The sequence below is a fragment of the Komagataeibacter sp. SM21 genome (assembly GCF_041402665.1).
GTDB lineage: Bacteria > Pseudomonadota > Alphaproteobacteria > Acetobacterales > Acetobacteraceae > Komagataeibacter > Komagataeibacter saccharivorans.
On the sequence record NZ_JBGLOV010000009.1, the window covers coordinates 18,444 to 37,838 of the forward strand.

Below are 19,395 nucleotides of genomic sequence, written 5' to 3' on the forward strand. Positions count from 1 at the left end.
GGAGGATGATCAGGGGCCGGGTAATCCGTCAGACCGGACACAAAAAACGGACCGGATAACCGGTCCGTTATGCTCGGGGCGTCGTTCCATTTAAGAAATCCAGCATCACAGCCGGGCGGAAATATCCCGTCCTTCAGGATGGCTGCCCCCGCAGTTAGGTCATAAGGGGCAGTTGGAACTGACTGGCCGCACGCCCATGACCGCAAGGGTCAAGATCATGGCGGGCGGCGTTACCATAGAGGTTGTTACAGGGGTGAATGGGCGGCTGCGTCCGCCTCGACCGCGCAACTGCGCTGGTCTGGCTTCGGTGCGGTGGGGCGCAGGGCTGCAAGTTCGCTGCGGGCAGCATCCATATCGGCCCGGAAATCGGCGTTACCGTGCAGGGCGGCAATCTCGGTCGCGCCCATCAGGTAGCCTTCCTGCACATCGCTTTCCCAATGCACGCCACACACGATGCGGCTTTCACCAAATACGCGGCCGCGCTGCATGATGGCGGTCGCGCGGTCCGGCAGCAGCTCCGCCAGGATCAGCGCGGTGCTCCAGCCCAGCATGGTATGCCCTGATGGATAGGCCCCGGATGTAGCCAGATGCGCCCGGTCCGCTTCAGTGCAGATGGGCTGGCTGTTGCCTACGAAGGGACGCGGGCGGTGCCAGTATGCCTTGCTGCTTTTCATGTCCGGTATTTCCGACACGTCCATTTTATGGACAAGGGCGGCCAGATGTGGCGCATGCGCGCTATCGATCACAAAACCCGCCGCACAGGAAAAAGCATGCAGCAGCGGGTCCTGATGCAGGTCCGCATCGGATGTGGCCAGTGCCCAGCGCGGGGTGCCCACCAGCGCGCGTGTTGAAGTGAAGGCATGGTCATCGGTGGCCTGCCGTGCCGTGCCGGGCTGGGGCGGTGGGGGAAGGAAGCGCGTGGCGTCCGGCTGCGTGGCGGGTGTGAAATAACCCTTCTCCTGCGCCGGATCGGACAGCGGATCATCAGCGGCATGACACAGGCCCGCTGTCAGAAGACCGCAGGCGACAAGGGCAGGCAGCAGGGGACGCAGGCCAATACCCTGCCAACCACGCCGACCCGCGGGGCGTGTGGTCACACCAGGACTGCGGACGGACAGGGCCACGTTCCCGTCTGCCTGAGACGAACCGGCGGAAACGGGGGGGATGGCGTCCATATGTAGGGTCATTACGGTCCTCATGCAGGGTGTCAGAACAGGTCAGGAACAGATACTGGCATCGGTGGAGATCAGGTTACGCACAGGTGGGGTCACGCGGAAAGTCCATTCCGAACGGAAATCCGGTGTAAGCGGTCGCAGATGGCATGCGGCTGCGATGGCGGGACTGCCAACAGGGAAAATGCCTGCATGTAGTGAGGTGATCACGCCCGGAAGCCGGGGAGCCGATGAGGCCGGGTTTTCCGTAATAACGGCATGTTCGCCCCTGCACCTGTCAGTGGGCAGATTGATGAAATTACGGACAAAACGGGCTTCAGGATGCCTGATCCATCCATTCATCACGCATGCACACTGGCGGATAGGCAGCCGTTCCTGTCGGCTGGGCAACCTGTCTTCAGTCAGCAGCATCCTTACTCCCGGTTCTGGGGCATTGGAAAAGATGGATGCTGTTTAGATGATTCTACGGCCCTGAAATTGTGATAGTTTCATGAAAAGGCGTTTTGCCCGGGCCCGTGCACATCGTACCAAGGACGTGATTGGCAGGCGACTGCCCCCTATGGTGGTCATCATGCCGCCTCCCGTTTCACGACGTAACCCGGTACGGCATCACGCCATGTTCCCCATTACCGGTATCAAGGCTGTGTCCCACCATCGGCAGCGCGCGATGGCGGCAGTTTTCACGGGTGCAGGCACGGCAGCCGGGACCGATGGGAATGATCATTTTCGGATCGTTCAGGTCCAGACCGGCGGAATAGACAAGGTGCCCCGCATCGGCAATGGAACACCCCAGCACCACGGCGGTCAGGCGCGGGCGGTCGAAATAGGACAGGCTGCTGCGCCCGACCGTACGTGCCACATTCAGGTAAACCGCCCCATCCGTGGTGCGCGACAACTGCACCTGTACCTGAAAGGGCGTGCTGAAGGCGCGAAAGATATTCCATAGCGGGCACGGCCCCCCGAAACGCGATTGCGTGAAGCGGTTGGCGCTGAAGCTTTTCAGGATATTCCCGGCAATATCCGTTTTCAGGAAGTAAAACGGTATCCCTTCATGTCCGGGGCGTTGCAGGGAACTCAAGCGCTGGCAGACCTGTTCGAAACTGACGCCGAAATGACGTTGCAGCCGTTCCACGTCATGCCGCAGGTCACGCGCCGCCTGCCGGAAGGCTTCGTAAGGCATGAGCAGCGCGCCTGCAAAATAATTGGTCAGATAGACACGGGCCAGTCCCTTTGCCTCCCGCTCGCGCAGGGGGGACCGGCGGATGGCGCGCTCAAACAGGGTCCGGTGTTCGATCTGGCCCAGGGCCTGCGCCATCCAGAACATGCTGCTTTCCGATGGCACCCCTTCCGACAGGAACAGCGTGCGGGCGCGACGGTCGAGCCGCCACATCAGGCCGCGCTGGCCCATATCGAGGTCAATGGCGGTCCGGATGCCGTGATGATCGAGAAAATAGCGCGAAAGCTGTTCAACGGGGCGGCCTTCATCAAGGCGGATGGAGGCGGCCTGCCGTTCGGCTACGCGGTCGATCTCGTCAAAATAATTGCGTTGTGCCTGAACCCAGTCCGCTACTGCTTCATATGGTTCAACCCGATCCGGTGCATCATCCGCCAGCGGACGAAAGGATACATTCCCCGTCAGGGCGGGCGTGGCCTGTTCCTGACGCAGCAGGTAAGCCCGGTACAGCCGCACGAACTGGGCGCACAGATCGGGCGCGGCACGCATCGCCGCCTGAATGTCGTCCAGTCCGATGGCGCCTGCATTGAAAACCGGATCGGTCAGGATTTCACGCAATGCCTGCGTGCCGCGTGCTTCCTCGGTATCGCTGAAGTAATCCGCGCCGACAGAGAATATATCGCACAGGGCGCTGACCAGGCGGGGCGGCACCGGGCGCTGGTCATGTTCAATCTGGTTCAGGTAGCTGCCCGAAACCTGTAACCGCTGGGCCAGTGCGCTTTGCGTCATGCCGGCGCGGCTACGCTGATGGCGGATGCGCGATCCGGCAAAGGTTTTGGTAACGGGCTTTTTCATCTTTGCAATCTTTGCAACTGGCGATCCGGCATTAGCCGCTTTCAACCGCAAGGTATCTTCCCCTGCAGGGCGAAATTAAGACACTCTGCGCCCAGTAAAGACCAGGAACAATAACAGGAAAATCCATGTCATCGCGGCATATCCCGAAAGTGATCGCATGCGATGACATGACAGCCGGAAAAGTGACGTACCCCCTGCCCTGTTCCAACAGGGTCCATGATCGCACAGGAAAGAACCCGGACCATGACCCCCATTACCGAGGATAATCGCCATATCGCAGCGGCGCCCATACCCGCATGGCTGCACGCAGGCACACAGGACCGAATGCCCGACCGCCATGGCTTCTGGCTGGCGCAGTCGCGTCGGGTTGTCTGGCATCGCCCGCCGCAGCGCATGGCGACGGCAAGGCCGGATCGGGATGCCCGCTGGTTTGAAGATGGCACGCTGAATGCGTCCGTATCCTGCGTTGACCGCCATCTGGCGGACCATGGCGACAGGCTGGCGATATTCTGGCGGGGCGAGGACGCCGGGCAGGTTGATCGTGTCACCTATCGCGACCTGCATGAACGGGTGTGCCGTCTGGCCAATGCCCTGCGCGATCAGGGGGTGCAGCGTAATGACCGGGTGATGATCCATCTGCCCATGGTGGTCGAAGGCATCGTGGCCATGCTGGCCTGTGCGCGGATCGGGGCGGTGCAGGTCCTGATGTCCGGTGATTTCACGGCGCAGGAAATGGCGGGCCATCTGGTGGATTGCGGCGCTGTTGCCGTGATTACGGCGGATGAGACAGGCCATGGCAGCCGATCCATACCGTTGAAAGCACGGATGGATGAAGCCCTGCACATTGCCGGTCCGGACAGCCATGTGCGGCTGATGCTGGTCGTAAGCCATACTGGAACGCCCGTTCCCATGACAGCCGGGCGAGACCATAAATTCAATGATCTGGTCGATTGGTACGAACCTGACTGCCTGCCGGAAATCATGCATGCGGAAGATCCGCTATTCATCCTGCATACCGCTGGAACCAGCCGGGGAATGATGCATGCGACAGGCCGGTATATTGTCTGGGCATCCTATGCGGTGGACAGTACCGCGAACGGTGCCGGAACACAGCCCGGCATTGCGCAGGTCGCACGCCATATCGCCCTTGTTTACGGTGCGCTCGCCAACGGTATGACCATCAAGATTCATGAGGGACAGCCCGCTACGCTGGCCGCGTAACCAAACGCACGACAAAGGGGCATATCCGGTCATGAGGCGTAAGACGCACGGACCGCATATGCCCCTTTTCGCTGCTCTGATTGCGTATCCTGTCAACAGATGCTGACAGGGACGAATGGAGGACCGCGAACCCCAATGTTTCCTATCGTGGTAATAGAAAACGTGCATAGGGTTTACCGCCCCCTTCTGTCAGGCACTGACGGGCAGGGTGCAGTCTGTCACATGCGGGAATATGGGTTGGATAAACCGGTTCTGTGTGCCGACGGGCTGCGGCGCATGCTCTTGCCCGCCCGTCCGGCATGTAGATCTCTAATCCTGCGGATGGCTACAGGGTGTAAAAGCCTGATCGAAAACGGGTCGGTCGACGTGGCCCCGGGAACGACAGTAACCGGATCACACAGGTCCGTGGCTCAATAAACCTGTCCGTTCCAGCATCATGCTGCGTTCAGGCATCCCCGGATGGGCTGCCGGTAAAACACCACAGCGCCAGTGCGGGGCCAAAGCAGTAGACAACGGCAGCGCCAATCAGCCACGGCATCAGGTATGTCAGATCCGTTTTCAGCACGAAGCGACAGATCAGGTTGGCGAGCCCCAGCATGATGATGATGCAGAACAGCACGCCCACATTCATCAAAAGCGTCCGACCGCCGTTGATCTCACGCAGTTTCTCTATCATTGCCTCGCCCTGTCTTTTCACCCCGCGGTGATAGCGGATCAGGTCGATCTTGACCAGTCGATGTATGGAACAGACAGGGCGGACTTCTGTTGCGATACGACCCGAGCCAGACGTGGCGGCTTTATCGGGGAAAGCCCCGTCCCTGTTCACGACAGATAACATCATCTGACGCGCGGGGCAGCGCCCGGTATTCTTCTGTGTTCCCGCCGGTCAGGACGGTCAAAGCCCGATAATGACGGCTACGGACAAACCGGTCCGCATAAGGCGACTTTTCCGTCCACCCTTGTCTACGTCATGGCGGTTGACAGAAAACACCCCCGATATCGGGGTGCTGAACAGACTTCGCCCGTGGGCACAGATCTGGCATCTGTACCCACGGGCGATAAATCATCTGCTTTCAGTCAGGTAAGGCGTAGTCGGATTTTAGAACTGTGCCGAAACCGAACCGAAGAATTCACGCGGCGCGGCCACGAACAGGTTGTCGTTGTTATCCCCGCTCACACTCGCGGCACCATAGACACCACCGATATAGTTCTTGTTGAACAGGTTGGTGATACCGAATGTCGTCTTGATGTTCTGCGCGAAACCGACCTTGCCGAAGTTATAGCTGCCGTTGAGGTTCGAGGTCCAGTAAGCCGGAATCTGCTCGTCATTCATATAGGTCATCTGACGGGCGCTGCTATAGGTTGCATTGAAGTTGAACATCGCCCGATGCCACGTATAGGTCAAGTTCGCCTTATACATGAACTTGGGATAGTAAACCTGATGCTTGCCCTTCAGGCTGGTTCCATCAGGCAGGCTGCCCTGATAGACCGCGTTGTTCCAACTGAAGCTGTTGGAGATTTCCAGACCACGCACGGGACGGATCGCCGCCATTACGTCGGCACCGTTCATCGTTTCACGACCCACGTTCGCCATTGCGCCATACTGGTTGTTGGTCGGCCCGGTCGTGACCGTCGCAAGGCGGTTGTAGTAATCGGTATGATAGAAATCGGCGCTGGCGCTCAGCAGTTTGGAGTTGTAGCGATACCCCACGACATAGTTCCATGTGCGTTCAGGGCGCAGGGTCTGCTTTTCTGCGTTGAACGCCTGCTGGGCGCTGACACTGGTGCCATTACCCAGCGCGCCCCATGCCGTGCCGGAACTGGTCTGCTGCCCGTAGTCGTAGGCGCGCATGTTTTCAGCAATGTCGAAATAGACTTCGTGGTGATCCTTGAAGTGGTAATCGAAATTGAAGTGCGGCAGGAAGGCGTTGGCTGCCGTCAGGCTACCGGCAGCCGGATGGCTGTATGTATAGCTGGTCGGATCAACCGACTGGACCAGCCATGGCATGACGGAGGCGGAGTTATCCTGACTCGTGCCGCCATGGGTCGTCTGCAGCATCGACTTGAAACCGGCGCTGACAGTCATGCCTTCAATGATGTGATAGGTGTCCTGCAGGTAGAATTGGAACGTGTTGGTATTAAACGAGTCCGAATACCACGTCGTAGCCTGCGATCCCTTGAAACCCGAAATTGAATTGTGCGCCGAGGTCAGGCCGTCTTCATACATACGCATCGGGTAGTTGAAGGTATCGTTTTCGTACCAGATACCCGTCTGGATGACGTTCTTGTGCACATTGATGGTGAAGTTCTGCGTAAAGCCGATACGGCGCACATCCGGGTGCCCCGTTTCCATCACCATCGGCACGCCCGTTGAAGGCGAGGTCAGGAACGGGTTGGTGCCGCTGTAATCACCGTTGGACACATGCGCATAGGCGACCGTCTTGGACGTCACGTTCGGGAAAAGCTGGAACTCTCCCGTAATGGCCGACAGGTAATTGCGCTGGGTCTGGGTGCCGTCATAGGCATAGTTTTCCATGTCCCCCACGCTGGGGTCGCCCGGCAGGGCCGAAACCCCGGGATAGCCCTGACCAATCTGCGCATAGCGCAGGGCGGTCGCGTAATCGGGCTTCAGGTAGTCGGCGTTACGGCCTTCGCGCTGCCACATGCCCTTGGTCAGGCCAAGGTAGTTGTACTGCTGAAAGTCCGAATAATCGAAAATCGCCGTGATCTTGCCGCGATCGCCAACCGGCTGGACCAGCTTGAAGTTGGCCTGCATTTCCTGCTGGTCGCCGTACCCCTTCCACTTGTCCTGATCGGTGCGGGCGAAGGAGGCATAGAACTTGGTGCCCGTGGAATTCAGGACGCCACTATCCACGCGGCCGAACGTACGGAACGCGTTATAGCTGCCGAATGTCTGCCCCACGCGGCCCCCGGCCTTATCCTTCGGATCGGACGTGGTATAGGTAAGCGCGCCGCCCAGTGTCTGTGCCGATGGGGTATCAAGCGCGCCCGCACCCTGCGACATGGTCATGCCGGCCACGTTTTCCTGAATTTCCATCTGATCGACGCTCAGGCCGTTCCAGTTATGGAAACCCTGCCCGCCCATCGGGATGCCGTCCAGCGTCTCACCGAGCTGCGTCTGGTTGAAGCCGCGTACGTACAACGTGTTCGCCACGGTATCGAGACCGAAGGCATCATCCGACTGGAAGCTGGCGCCGGGCGTGGTCAGCGCCAGGATCTGGTTCGGGCTGGTGCCCTCCACAAAGTGGTCCATCTGCTCACGCGAAACAGCCTGAACCGCATTGTGGGTGTGGACGCGGCCGACACTGACCTTCAGCGTTTCAGGCGCGGCGTGCGATGTGATGGGCGTCGGCGCCTGGGTCGTGCGTGCATGCGTGGTCGTATGCGTGGCCGCTGCCCTGGAACCAGCCTGATGGGCACGATGGGTTGCGGGTGTCGTGTCCACATCACTTTCCGGGGCGGCGACCGCTGCGGAGCAGCCAAGGGACAGCAACCATACGAAGGCTGAACTGGCCAGCAATGGCCCGTACGTCAGCGTCTCTCTTTTCCGTCTTACTATTTTCAGCATAGAAGAGTGTTTCCAATCGCACCTGACGGCATAGAACATAAGCTGCCCTACCGTCCATTCCGCCATGATTTTCTGATATTAGCGCCGTGTATGGAGGGAAAAAGGCTGAACTGTTCCGGTCATTGCTTTTCCCTTCCCTACGGCTGAGTGCTTCAGCCGACGCTGCATGTTTCTAGGTGTCAATTATTACAGATTCAGAAGAGAGAATATTCAATAACGAAAAATGATCGGGCGGCATTTGGACGCTTATTGTGATTTAAAAGCAACATTTACTATAATGTATTCCAAAGTGAAGTTTCGCTTAACCTAAAGTGGTATACGATATTTTACGTTTTCTGGTTTCGGCGCTGGTATTCATATAAAGTAATTGATAATATAATTTGATTATATTTTAAGATTATCAGTCGCACATATCGTTTATGGCATTGTAATATAAAATAATTATGCCGTGTTATTAATATAATATATCCGGTCTATATATTTTGTATACGAGATATATATGACCTTGTTTTTAGAACACCTCCATTATGCGATATGTATGGCTTTTAAATACCATTTTTTACATTGATTTATAGCCATAAATGCCCGGAACGCATCCTGCGCAGACCGCCCAAACTGTCAGTCGGATGATGTGCGCAAAAGAACACGCCCGTACCGGGCATACAGGTCACACCTCCCTTTCACGCCGTTGCGATGGAATATCACAGGTATAGTTCCAGTCGGGAAAAATACTGCTAATATCGCCTCAGTTAAGAAACTTTACGGACAGAGAAGGCCGGGGATGAATACTATTGTTTCTTCCTGCCCGTTGTGACCGGGAAAGTTTTATCTTTCCTCATGCGAAGTTAAATAAAACAGAAACGAACACACCATCGCAGCCACGCAAAACCATCGTTACGATAACGATCATTGCTCCGGTCCGGTTGCGCATTGTATGCGTAATCGTGGACCGGGTTATATCATTTTATGCCTGTATATACGGGGTGTTGCCCCAGTTGGGCCGCCGCGCTTCGGAATGCGTTGTGACAGTTGGATAGTGGAGTGGAATAACGTGAAACGGCTTTCCTGGCAGTCCCTGCCCTCACTGGCGATCATGATTGCCTGCGCATCACTGGGTGCGGCCCAGACCCCCGCACTGGCCGCCGATGCAGGCACGCCCGCCACGACGCCCACCGCGCATGATTCCGCCCTGACGGTGCAGACGGGCAACGACATCCCCGCCCATGTGAACTTTCCCACCGACGCGCGCAATTATATAAAGCGCGATGTCATGATCCCGATGCGTGATGGCGTGAAGCTGCATACGGTTATCGTGGTGCCGCGCCATGCGTCCAACGCCCCCATCCTGCTGACCCGTACGCCCTATCACGCATCCGAACGCGCCAACCGTATTCCTGATGCGCCCGACATCCGCTCCATCCTGCCGCAGGGTGACGATACGTTTGTCGATGGCGGCTATATCCGCGTGTTTCAGGACATCCGTGGCAAATACGGATCGGAAGGCGATTACGTCATGACGCGCCCGCCGCATGGTCCGCTGAACCCGACCAGCACGGACGAGACGACCGATGCGTGGGACACGATCGAATGGCTGGTGCATAACGTGCCCGAAACCAACGGTCGCGTTGGCATGCTGGGTTCCTCCTACGAAGGGTTTACGGTGGTGATGGCGCTGCTCAATCCGCATCCGGCGCTGAAGGTCGCCGCCCCCGAAAGCCCGATGGTCGATGGCTGGATGGGTGATGACTGGTATCATTACGGTGCATTCCGTCAGGGCGGTCTGGACTATTACACCATGCAGATGTCCGTGCGGGGTGAAGGCAACACCATCCCGCGCGTCGATCATGACGACTACACCAATTTCCTGTCCGCGGGTTCGGCCGGACAGTTTGCGCATAACGCGGGGCTGGACCAGTTCCCGTGGTGGCAGCGCATGCTGGCCCATCCCGCCTATGACGCCTTCTGGCAGCAGCAGGCCCTTGACCACCTTCTGGCCCAGCACAAGGCGACGGTGCCGACGCTGTGGGAACAGGGACTGTGGGATCAGGAGGACATGTGGGGCGCCATCCATACATGGCAGGCCATGCAGGGCACGAACCCGACCGTTCCCAACGTGCTGGTCATGGGGCCGTGGCGTCATAGTCAGGTGAATTACGATGGATCGTCCCTCGGTCCCCTGCACTGGAATGGCGACACCGCCGCGCAGTTCCGCCACGATGTGCTGCGCCCGTTCTTTGACCAGTACCTGCGCCCCGGCACACCCGCCGTACATCTGCCCGAAGCCGTCATCTACAATACGGGCACCAATAAGTGGGATTATCTGGAACGCTGGCCGCTGGCGTGCGACGGACACTGTCCCCACCCCATGCAGCCGCTGTTCGTGCATGCGGATCATGAACTGTCGCTCCACGCGCCGGAACATGGTGAGGAGGATGCAGACCATTATACATCCGATCCGCAGCATCCCGTGCCCTTCCTGGCCCGTCCCTTCTCGTTCGTGACCGAGGCGGACCGCTGGAAGACATGGCTGGTACAGGACCAGCGCGCTGCCGAAAGCCGCCCCGATGTCCTGACCTATGAAACCCCAGTCCTGACCGCCCCGGTCAAGGTCAGCGGCGTGCCGGTGGCGGACCTGTATGCGGCCACGACCGGTTCGGATGCGGACTGGGTGGTCAAGGTGATTGACGTCAACCCGCCCACGACCGCCGACAGGCCGGAAATGGGGGGGTATGAACTGGCGGTCTCGATGGATATCTTCCGTGGCCGTTACCGGCACAGCTTCGCAAAGCCAGAACCCGTCAGCCCCGGTCAGGTGGAACGCTACCGCTTCACGCTTCCTGCCATCAATCATGTGTTTGAACCCGGCCACCGGATCATGATCCAGATCCAGTCCAGCCTGTTCCCGCTTTATGACCGCAACCCGCAGAAATACGTGCCCAGCATATTGCAGGCCCACAAGGACGATTTCATCACCGCGACGCAGAGCATCTATCACAACCAGAAATACCCCACGGCTGTATGGCTTCCGGTCGTGCCCTGAGGGCAGATCATATGCACAATCCGGAGTGTGAAATTACCGCGAGGCACATGACTGCCAAAGACCGGTCGGCGGCGTTTCGTGTGGTTGTCGCCATAGAGATATGGGAAAGGTTCGGCTTTTACGGCATGCAGGCGATCCTGCTGCTGTACATGATTGAAAAACTGGGTATGAACGATACTCAGGCCAACATGTTATGGGGCACCTTCTCCGCCATGACCTATACCGCCCCGGTCGTGGGCGGATGGCTGGGCGACCGGGTCATGGGTACGCGCCGGACGATGGTTGTGGGGGCCATCATCCTGGCGACGGGCTATCTCATGCTGGGGGGGCTGACCGGCAACGTCCATTCCCTGTTTTTCGGGATGGCGGTCATTGCCCTCGGCAACGGTTTTTTCAAGCCCAACTCCTCCAACGCGGTCAATATCATCTACCGCGATCAGGACCACAAGCTGGATGTCGCCTTCACGATCTACTACATGTCGGTCAATATCGGCTCCACTTTCTCCCTGATCCTGACACCATGGTTGCAGCAGACTTATGGGTGGGGTGTCGCGTTCATCTCCTGTGGCGTCGGGCTGGGACTGGGCATAGCGGGTTATTTCAGCCGTCAGCGCCGGCTTGCCTGTATCGGCACGGCGCCTGACTTCACGCCACTATCGCCACGACGGGGCATGCTGATTGCAGGGGCAACCCTTGCCGCCGTGGTATTGATGGCGCGGGTTTTTGAATACAGTTCGATACAGGGTGCGCTTGTCATCGCATCGGGCTGCGTCATCATTGCAGCATGGACCCTGCTTTACATACGCGCCGCCGCACATGAACGTCCCGGCCTGAAGATCATGTATCTTCTGACCTTTGAAGTGGCGCTGTATTTCATCTTTTACCAGCAGATGGTGACATCGCTTACCCTGTTCGCGCTGCGTAATGTCAGCAAGGAATTCACGCTGTTTGGCGTGAACCTGTTTTCCATGTCGGCTGGACAGTTCCAGGCGTTCAATCCGCTCTGGATCATGGGGGGAACGCCCGTACTGATCGCCATCTATAACTGGCTGGGACGGCGCGACGATGATGTGAGCATCGCCACGAAATTCGTGATCGGCTTCGCCTGCGTCACCCTGTCCTTCCTGATCTGGTGGTTCAGTGCGGCGATGTCGTCCTCTCCCTACGTGTCACCGTGGGTCATGCTGATTGGATACGGCCCGTTATCCATCGGGGAACTCATGCTCAACAGCCTTGGGCTTGCAGCGATCGCCCGCTATGTCCCGCCGCGTATCAGCGCCTTCATGGCCGGGTGTTTTTACGTCATGATCGGCTTTGCCATGTATGTCGGCAGTCTTGTCGCCAATCTGGCTGCGGTCGATAATGCGGGAACGCAGGGTGTCGATGCCGCCCGGACGTTGCCCATCTATGGTGGACTTTTCTTTTACCTGGCATGTCTGGCCGGGGGGGCTACGCTTGTATTTGCCCTGCTGCTGCCGCTGGTCCGGAAATGGGAGGACGCCAATGCGCGGGGGCAGGATGAAAGTGTGGGAATGGAAACCCGCCTTTCGTATTAAGATGATGTAAAGTGACGTTCCACGTCGCATAGGAACGTGGTGTGGAAACACTGCGGCCACTCGGGCTGCACGTCACTGACCGTCCCAGATCAGATCCAGCATTTCGTTGCTGGATCTTTTTTGTTTTAAAATGCCAGCACATCGAAAATGGGTGTCAAGCAGGCGGCAGGCTTGTGTAAGCAAGACTTCGTTTGTGACATTGGCACGACCCTGATGGTCGTGCTTACCGCACACCAGAAACCGACACCGGACGTATTTTTTCAACAGGGTCCGACTTCACTTCGATTTCCCCTGTTGGTCCGGTTTTCATCCTCGGTCATGAAGGCGGTCTGAAGACAGGCGTATTCCAGAATTATTATTGCGAAACAAAAACAATATCACGTTCATTTGATTTTTATGGCTGGCAACACTTCACCAGCATTACGTTAGGGGTTTCTGTCTGGCTCAATATCATCCGTCCATAATGGAGGCGTGTGTTGCGCAACGTAGCGAGACTGCTCACATCAGGACATATCCTTTTCATCCTATATTTTTCCCTGTTAGCCCTTGTAAATATCTATAATGCTTTTCCACTTGGCGGCCATCATCCGCTTTTTGAGGTGGATTTCAAAAAGGCCTACTATGCGGCAGGGGATGCACTGGTCCACGGCGGACCGCAAGCATTATGGCCGCTGATTGAACAGGCTGAATTCGTTAACTGGCCGATCACTGCCTATCTGTTCGTACCTTTTGCATGGATCGGATTACAGAATGCTGAGTGGCTTTTCACTGCTCTTGGGGTTCTGGCAATAGTTGCAACGTTTCTGCTGCTGTCAAAAGACTGCCCATCGGGAACACGATTACTGCTGGCCCTTCTGTTCCTTGGAAATGGCCCGTTATGGTACAGCCTTGCGGGAATGGGCAATACAACGCATTTCATACTTCTTGCCCTTATTATCTCCCTTCTTCTGTTGCGATCTGAACGTATGTATGGCGCTGGCATCATAATCGGGGCTGCTGCCGCCATAAAACCAATGATCTCCATTTTTATTCTATATTTTATCTATCGCCGAAATTATCGCGCAGCCTTCTCCAGCATGGCCGTAATCGCATTTATTGCAGTATTTTCAGTGATTGTATTTGGACAGACCATAACCCATGGTTGGTATGAACATTGTATTGTAGCATTCTCAAAGAATCCAATCGGGGCTTTCAATAACCAGTCCCTCAGCGCGTTTCTGCTCCGCCTGCAAACGGGAGAAAAATATTTCCATGACTGGCGTAGACATGATCTATCCTTTGACCTGCATTTCATTGCACAAATTGCACCGATACTGCTCATCGCCATAACGGCTTATGTCGGATGGAAAGAACGCCTGTCGCTACAATCCGAACATTCATCCGATACTGTGGCCGCGGATATTTTTGACTTCAGTATTCTTACTACATTCTGCATCGTAACCAGTCCCGTTTCATGGACGCATTACTACCTGCTGCTGCTTCTACCGTGGGGTTTTCATATCACGCGCCGGCTGCCATCAGATGACAGGCCCCTGACTTCATGGATGGTCTGGGGCAGCATGGTTTTTGGCTCACTGCCGGTTGTTAACCCGATAAGTCTGCCGTCCCCTCTGGAAGCCATAGCGACACGGACCGTTGCATCGATATGGTTTCTGGGCGGAATGCTTTTCCTGTTTTCGCTGTTTCGATCCGGTCTGTATAAATCTCGCGCAATCCCGCAGCCCATACCCGTGGATATTGCGTGGTTTAGCGGTACGGTCGAAACTCTACCGCTTGTATCGGCCGCCAATGATGATGTGTTATCACCTGTTACAATAGCGGATCGAACGGCTGAATCATCCTGACACATGTACGGGGAATGGTATACGCGCCCCCCGTTCCCTGACGGATGCCAGATCCCGCTTCCGGTTTTATTCCCGTCATTATCCGTCTGTTTCCTGTCCTGATCTGAAAAAGAAAGACCGTCCGGCAAACTACACACTCCGCCATGCGTCTGCCTGCTATCCCTACAGAGCAGGACATCGTCCCATGAAAGCACTGACCTGGCAGAAAAAGGGCAAAATCACATGCGAAAGCGTGCCCGATCCCGTCATTCTTGACGGGCATGACGCCATCATCAAGGTAACCGCCTGCGCCATCTGTGGCTCCGACCTGCATCTTATGGACGGTTTCATGCCGACCATGCAGTGTGGTGATATTCTGGGTCACGAAACGATGGGGGAGGTTGTCGAAGTCGGAAAGGAGAATACCCGCCTTTCGGTCGGCGACCGTATCGTCGTGCCCTTTACAATCTCATGCGGTGCATGCCGACAGTGTAAATGGGGCAACTGGAGCTGCTGCGAACGCACCAACCCGAACGGACACCAGCAGGCTGAAACCTTCGGGTATCCACTGGCCGGGCTGTTCGGTTATTCCCACATTACCGGCGGGTTCGCGGGCGGTCAGGCGGAATATCTGCGGGTTCCCCATGCCGATATCGGGCCGATTATCGTGCCACCGGAACTGGATGACGAAAAGGTTCTCTTCCTTTCCGATATTTTCCCGACCGGATATCAGGCTGCAGAATATTGTGACATTACACCCGAAGCCGAAAAGACCATTGCGGTATGGGGATGCGGACCGGTTGGACAGATGGCCGTCCGGTCATGTTTCCTGCTGGGGGCAAAGCGCGTCATCGCAATAGACGATGTTCCCGAACGTCTGGCCATGGCGCGGGCTGGCGGGGCCGAAACACTGGACTTCCGCGACAGAAACATCCAGCAGACCCTTATGGAAATGACGCAGGGTCTGGGGCCGGATGCGGTGATCGAAGCCGTTGGGATGGAAGCCCATGGCGCCGATACCATGATGCAGAAAATCGGGTCGGCCGTACTTTCGGCAACGACGCTGGAACGCCCCTTTGCGCTCAATCAGGCAATCCTTGGGTGTCGGCCGGGCGGGATTGTATCAATGCCCGGTGTCTATGCTGGTGCCCTTGGGCCGGTCATGATCGGCGCCCTCATGAACAAGGGTCTGACGTTGCGGACAGGACAGACGAACGTTCAGAAATATCTTCAACCCCTGCTGGAGCGCATTCGGAAAGGGGAGATTGATCCATCTTTCGTCATCAGCCATCGCACCACCAGTCTTGAGGATGGCCCCGATCTTTACCGGAAATTCCGCGATAAGAAGGATAACTGTACCAAGGTGGTCTTTTACCCTCATGGAAATGCGATATAGGATCGGCAAACTGCGGCATTTCTACACTTCCTGCGTATTCTGCCGTTCCTGCCGGGGCGTCAGATCATTTTCCATGCGCTTAACGCCCGTTCCCGTGCAAGCCGGTGGTCCACCACTGGCGGCGGATAATCGCGGGGAAGCGCTGCTTCCCACGGCGCATGAATGGCATCGTCAGAAAGATGCGAGAGTTCGGGCACCCAGCGGCGGATATACACGCCGTGGGGATCGAATTTCCGGGACTGAAGGATCGGGTTCATGATGCGGAAATAGGGGGCCGCATCTACGCCCGTGCCTGCGCCCCACTGCCAGTTCATCGGGTTGCTGGCCGGATCATGATCGACCAGCGTGTCGGCAAACCAGCGTTCCCCGTGTCGCCAGTCGATGAGCAGATGCTTTACAAGGAACGAGGCAACAACCATGCGCACCCGGTTGTGCATCCAGCCGGTATGCCATAGTTCCCGCATCCCGGCATCGACCAGCGGATAGCCCGTCTGGCCTTTCCGCCACCGGGCCAGCCCGACCGGATCGTCACGCCAGGGCATGACGTCAAATTCTGGCCGTAGATTCCGGTTGGCCATATCCGGTGTCACGAACAGCAGCGACCAGGCGAAATCACGCCATCCCACTTCAGCAAGAAACTGCTCGGGATATGTTTGTTCCGTTGCCGCCTGCCATATCTGGGCCGGGGTAATATGGCCAAAGCGCAGGAAGGGGGACAGCCGGGATGTGGCTTCCTGACCGGGAAAATCCCGCGCGGTTGCGTAGGTATCCAGATCGTTTTCGATGAAATCGGCAAGCTGGCTGTGCGCTGCCTCCTCCCCCGGTTCCCACATCGCCTGCAATCCGCCCGTCCAGTCATGGGTGGTGGGAAGCAGGCCGTATTCTCCCCCCTGCACGACAAGCCCGTCCGGCATGGGCGGAAGGGACGCAAATGTCAGCTTTTCAGGCGCGGGCGCAGGGGGAAAGGGGGCCGGACATGCTTTCATCGCGCGCCAGAACGCCGTGAAAATCTTGTACTGCCCGCCCGAGCGTGTGCGGATGGCCCATGGTTCGTGCAGAAGGGCACCCGCAAAACTGTGGGCCATGATACCCTGTGACCGGAGTTCCGACTTGATGATGGTATCCGTTTCACGCCCGCCGGGATCATAACGGCGATTCCACAGGACGGTATCCGCCCCGGTCCTTCTGATGATTTCCATCAGAACATCCCGCGCTGCCCCCCGAAAGACATGCAGCGTCCCGCCCCTTTTGCGCAGCGCACCGTCCAGCGACCGGATGGCCCCATCCAGCCACCACCGCGCCGCAGCGCCGGGCAGATGGGCGTCATCTACAATCACGATGCAGAGGACCGGTTTGCGCAGCTTTTCCGCCTCAAGAAGCGCCATGTTATCCGCAATACGGAAATCTTCGCGAAACCAGACGATAGTGGGGGGATACGTCAGGTTATGTCTCCTTTATACCGGCATGGGGCCTGCATGATCTGACAATAGATAAAGCCGTTTGCGGTATGGGGCAAATGGGCAGCCGGGGAGTGTCCGTTTGCAGAAAAGGCATTCTCCGAAGCTTTTTGGAAAAAGCTTCACCAAAAACTTCTTTCTGATCACGGGACATCAAATGGTGGTTGTGCTTCTGTTTATGTACAATGATTATATATTGTCGTTATTAATATATTTATAAATAATCAGAACTGATACGTGTTCAGTTTTGATGCGATAACCTTGTTTTTGATATATTTGCGCTGAAGCTTTTCCTGCACCACATGGATATTCGTGCAGCGTGCGTTCATTTCCTTCAGCAGCACATCTTTCCGGTCTTCTGGCAGGCTGCTGTCCCATTCGCCAGAAAGGTACTGACATATCTCCGCATTACGGACAAAGGCGGTAACATCCGCAGGAAACTGTTCCTCAGCCCTTGCAATAACCGGAAAGCCGACAAGTAAACAGGTAAGAAGAAATTCCATTTTCGTAATCATTGATGGATTATCGCATACTCCGCCTGTTTCTTCCATCCGGTGTCACGATGTATTCGCCCGAATGAATAATGACGTAAAAACCCCCTGCAACTTACGTCACAAGGGGTCTTTTCATTCAGGACCAGATGGACGCAGAGCAGCTATTGCCTGCGTCCGGTCATGGCATCAGAACGGGGCGTCGATATCCACCACGTTAATGAGCTTGTGGTTGACGAACTCCTTGATGCCAAGGCCGATCAGTTCCCGGCCATAGCCGGAGTTCTTGATACCACCGAAGGGCAGGTCTGCCTTGGGCGACAGCGGATGGTTGATGACCACCATGCCCGTGCGGATGGCGCGTGCCACGCGGGCGCCACGGGCTTCATCCTTCGTAAACACGCTACCGCCCAGACCGTAGGGGGAGTCATTGGCGATGCGGATGGCGTCGGCCTCGTCCTTCGCACGGTAGATCTGGGTGACGGGACCGAAGAATTCCCAGTGCCGTGCCTCGTTCTTTTCATCCAGATTGGACATGAGCAGCGGCTGGAAGAAAGCGCCATGCTCCGGCACCGGTGCGCCGATCACTTCAACCTTCGCGCCCAGATCCATCGCCCGCGTCACCTGATCGCGCAGGTCATCCGCAGCCGCCTTGGATGACAGCGGCGCAAGCGTGGTGGCCGGGTCCATCGGATCACCCGCCTTCAGCGCCGCAACGCCTTCCTTATACAGCGCAAGGAACCGGTCATAAATGGCATCAGCCACGATCAGCCGCTTGGCGGAAACACAGACCTGCCCGGCATTCCAGTGCCGGCCGATCACCGCCCAGCGGGCTGCCTTTTCCACATCGGCGTCATCCAGCACGATGAAGGCGTCCGCGCCGCCCAGTTCCATCGTCGCCTTCTTCAGCGCCTTGCCTGCAATACCGGCAATAACCGTGCCCGCCCCTTCCGAACCGGTCAGTGCGATACCGCACACGCGGGGGTCGTTCAGGATCATGGCGGTGTGCGGACGCGCCGCATACAGGTTACGGAACAGGCCCGCGGGCAGTCCGGCTTCCGCCATCAGCGTATCAAAAGCAGCGGCGCATTGCGGCAGGTTGGACGCATGCTTGAGCAGCACGGCATTACCGGCCGAAAGCTGCGGCGCGATAATGCGCACCACCTGATAGAATGGGAAGTTCCACGGCTCGATCGCCAGCACGATGCCAAGCGGTTCATGCACCAGCGTGGCCCTGCCTTCCGCCGCGTCCGCCACAGGCAGGATCTCGGGCTTCAGCAGTTCTTCGGCATGGTTTGCGTAATATTCGAAAATCTCGGCGGAAAGAATGACTTCCTTCTTTGACTCCTCGAACAGCTTGCCCATTTCCAGCGTGCCGAGGCGGGCATATTTATCAATGTCACGGCGCAGGATGGCAGCCGCCGCGTTCATGACCTTTGCACGATCGGCAAAGGATGTATCGCGCCAGCTTTCAAACGCGGCATGCGCCTGTGCCAGTGCGGTCTGTACTTCCGCATCCGTTGCATCGGGAAAGGTTGCAACGACTTCGTTGGTATAGGGATTGGTTGTGGCGTACGCCATTTTAAGCCTCGTTTCTTTTCAACTTATGGATGCCGGGACG

13 protein-coding genes are annotated in these 19,395 nt (G+C 57.1%); 5 read left to right on the forward strand and 8 right to left on the reverse strand.

The annotated features are described in order from the left end of the window. Nucleotides 1-245 precede the first annotated feature (245 nt). The 3 genes from ACBR42_RS10095 to ACBR42_RS10105 all read right to left on the reverse strand — a co-directional run bounded on the left by ACBR42_RS10095 (nucleotide 246) and on the right by ACBR42_RS10105 (nucleotide 3,201). Entirely contained in the window at nucleotides 246-1,187 is a 942-nt protein-coding gene (locus ACBR42_RS10095; protein WP_371207890.1) for a phosphatase PAP2 family protein, read from the reverse strand. A gap of 30 nt (nucleotides 1,188-1,217) precedes the next feature. After that, the gene (locus ACBR42_RS10100) at nucleotides 1,218-1,583 is read right to left on the reverse strand and encodes a hypothetical protein (protein WP_371207891.1); all 366 of its coding nucleotides are present in this window, start codon (nucleotides 1,581-1,583) and stop codon (nucleotides 1,218-1,220) included. Between the two features lie 175 nt (nucleotides 1,584-1,758). Further along, nucleotides 1,759-3,201 carry a short-chain fatty acyl-CoA regulator family protein gene (locus ACBR42_RS10105; RefSeq protein ID WP_282760385.1) on the reverse strand — a complete coding sequence of 481 codons (1,443 nt, stop codon included), beginning with the start codon at nucleotides 3,199-3,201 and terminating at the stop codon, nucleotides 1,759-1,761. 243 nt (nucleotides 3,202-3,444) lie between these two features. Here ACBR42_RS10105 and ACBR42_RS10110 point away from each other — a divergent pair, with 243 nt between their 5' ends. After that, nucleotides 3,445-4,422, forward strand: coding sequence for an AMP-binding protein (locus tag ACBR42_RS10110; protein WP_371207892.1), 978 nt, complete (start codon nucleotides 3,445-3,447; stop codon nucleotides 4,420-4,422). Between the two features lie 445 nt (nucleotides 4,423-4,867). Here the strand turns inward: ACBR42_RS10110 and ACBR42_RS10115 are convergent, their stop codons facing one another. After that, a complete protein-coding gene (locus tag ACBR42_RS10115; RefSeq protein ID WP_371207893.1) occupies nucleotides 4,868-5,248 on the reverse strand; it encodes a hypothetical protein in 381 nt (126 codons plus the stop codon). A gap of 273 nt (nucleotides 5,249-5,521) precedes the next feature. Beyond that, nucleotides 5,522-8,011 carry a TonB-dependent receptor domain-containing protein gene (locus ACBR42_RS10120; protein WP_174234171.1) on the reverse strand — a complete coding sequence of 830 codons (2,490 nt, stop codon included), beginning with the start codon at nucleotides 8,009-8,011 and terminating at the stop codon, nucleotides 5,522-5,524. A 1,051-nt stretch (nucleotides 8,012-9,062) separates the two neighbouring features. On the opposite strand from ACBR42_RS10120, the gene ACBR42_RS10125 reads away from it, so the two are divergent. The 4 genes from ACBR42_RS10125 to ACBR42_RS10140 all read left to right on the forward strand — a co-directional run bounded on the left by ACBR42_RS10125 (nucleotide 9,063) and on the right by ACBR42_RS10140 (nucleotide 15,826). After that, on the forward strand, nucleotides 9,063-11,051 hold the full coding sequence (locus tag ACBR42_RS10125; RefSeq protein ID WP_371207894.1) for a CocE/NonD family hydrolase: 1,989 nt from the start codon (nucleotides 9,063-9,065) through the stop codon (nucleotides 11,049-11,051). A 47-nt stretch (nucleotides 11,052-11,098) separates the two neighbouring features. Then, complete coding sequence (locus tag ACBR42_RS10130; RefSeq protein ID WP_371207895.1) at nucleotides 11,099-12,607, forward strand: peptide MFS transporter; 1,509 nt, start codon at nucleotides 11,099-11,101, stop codon at nucleotides 12,605-12,607. A 476-nt stretch (nucleotides 12,608-13,083) separates the two neighbouring features. Continuing rightward, complete coding sequence (locus ACBR42_RS10135) at nucleotides 13,084-14,451, forward strand: glycosyltransferase family 87 protein (protein WP_371207896.1); 1,368 nt, start codon at nucleotides 13,084-13,086, stop codon at nucleotides 14,449-14,451. Between the two features lie 184 nt (nucleotides 14,452-14,635). Further along, complete coding sequence (locus tag ACBR42_RS10140; protein ID WP_371207897.1) at nucleotides 14,636-15,826, forward strand: zinc-dependent alcohol dehydrogenase; 1,191 nt, start codon at nucleotides 14,636-14,638, stop codon at nucleotides 15,824-15,826. Between the two features lie 59 nt (nucleotides 15,827-15,885). Here the strand turns inward: ACBR42_RS10140 and ACBR42_RS10145 are convergent, their stop codons facing one another. The 3 genes from ACBR42_RS10145 to ACBR42_RS10155 form a co-directional block, all read right to left on the reverse strand. Further along, nucleotides 15,886-17,268: a deoxyribodipyrimidine photo-lyase gene (locus ACBR42_RS10145; protein ID WP_371208007.1), complete on the reverse strand. Its 1,383-nt coding sequence runs from the start codon at nucleotides 17,266-17,268 to the stop codon at nucleotides 15,886-15,888. A 239-nt stretch (nucleotides 17,269-17,507) separates the two neighbouring features. Next, nucleotides 17,508-17,834 carry a hypothetical protein gene (locus ACBR42_RS10150; protein ID WP_371207898.1) on the reverse strand — a complete coding sequence of 109 codons (327 nt, stop codon included), beginning with the start codon at nucleotides 17,832-17,834 and terminating at the stop codon, nucleotides 17,508-17,510. Nucleotides 17,835-17,963: 129 nt separating this feature from the next. Next, the gene (locus tag ACBR42_RS10155) at nucleotides 17,964-19,355 is read right to left on the reverse strand and encodes an NAD-dependent succinate-semialdehyde dehydrogenase (protein WP_110547674.1); all 1,392 of its coding nucleotides are present in this window, start codon (nucleotides 19,353-19,355) and stop codon (nucleotides 17,964-17,966) included. Between the last annotated feature and the right edge of the window lie 40 nt (nucleotides 19,356-19,395).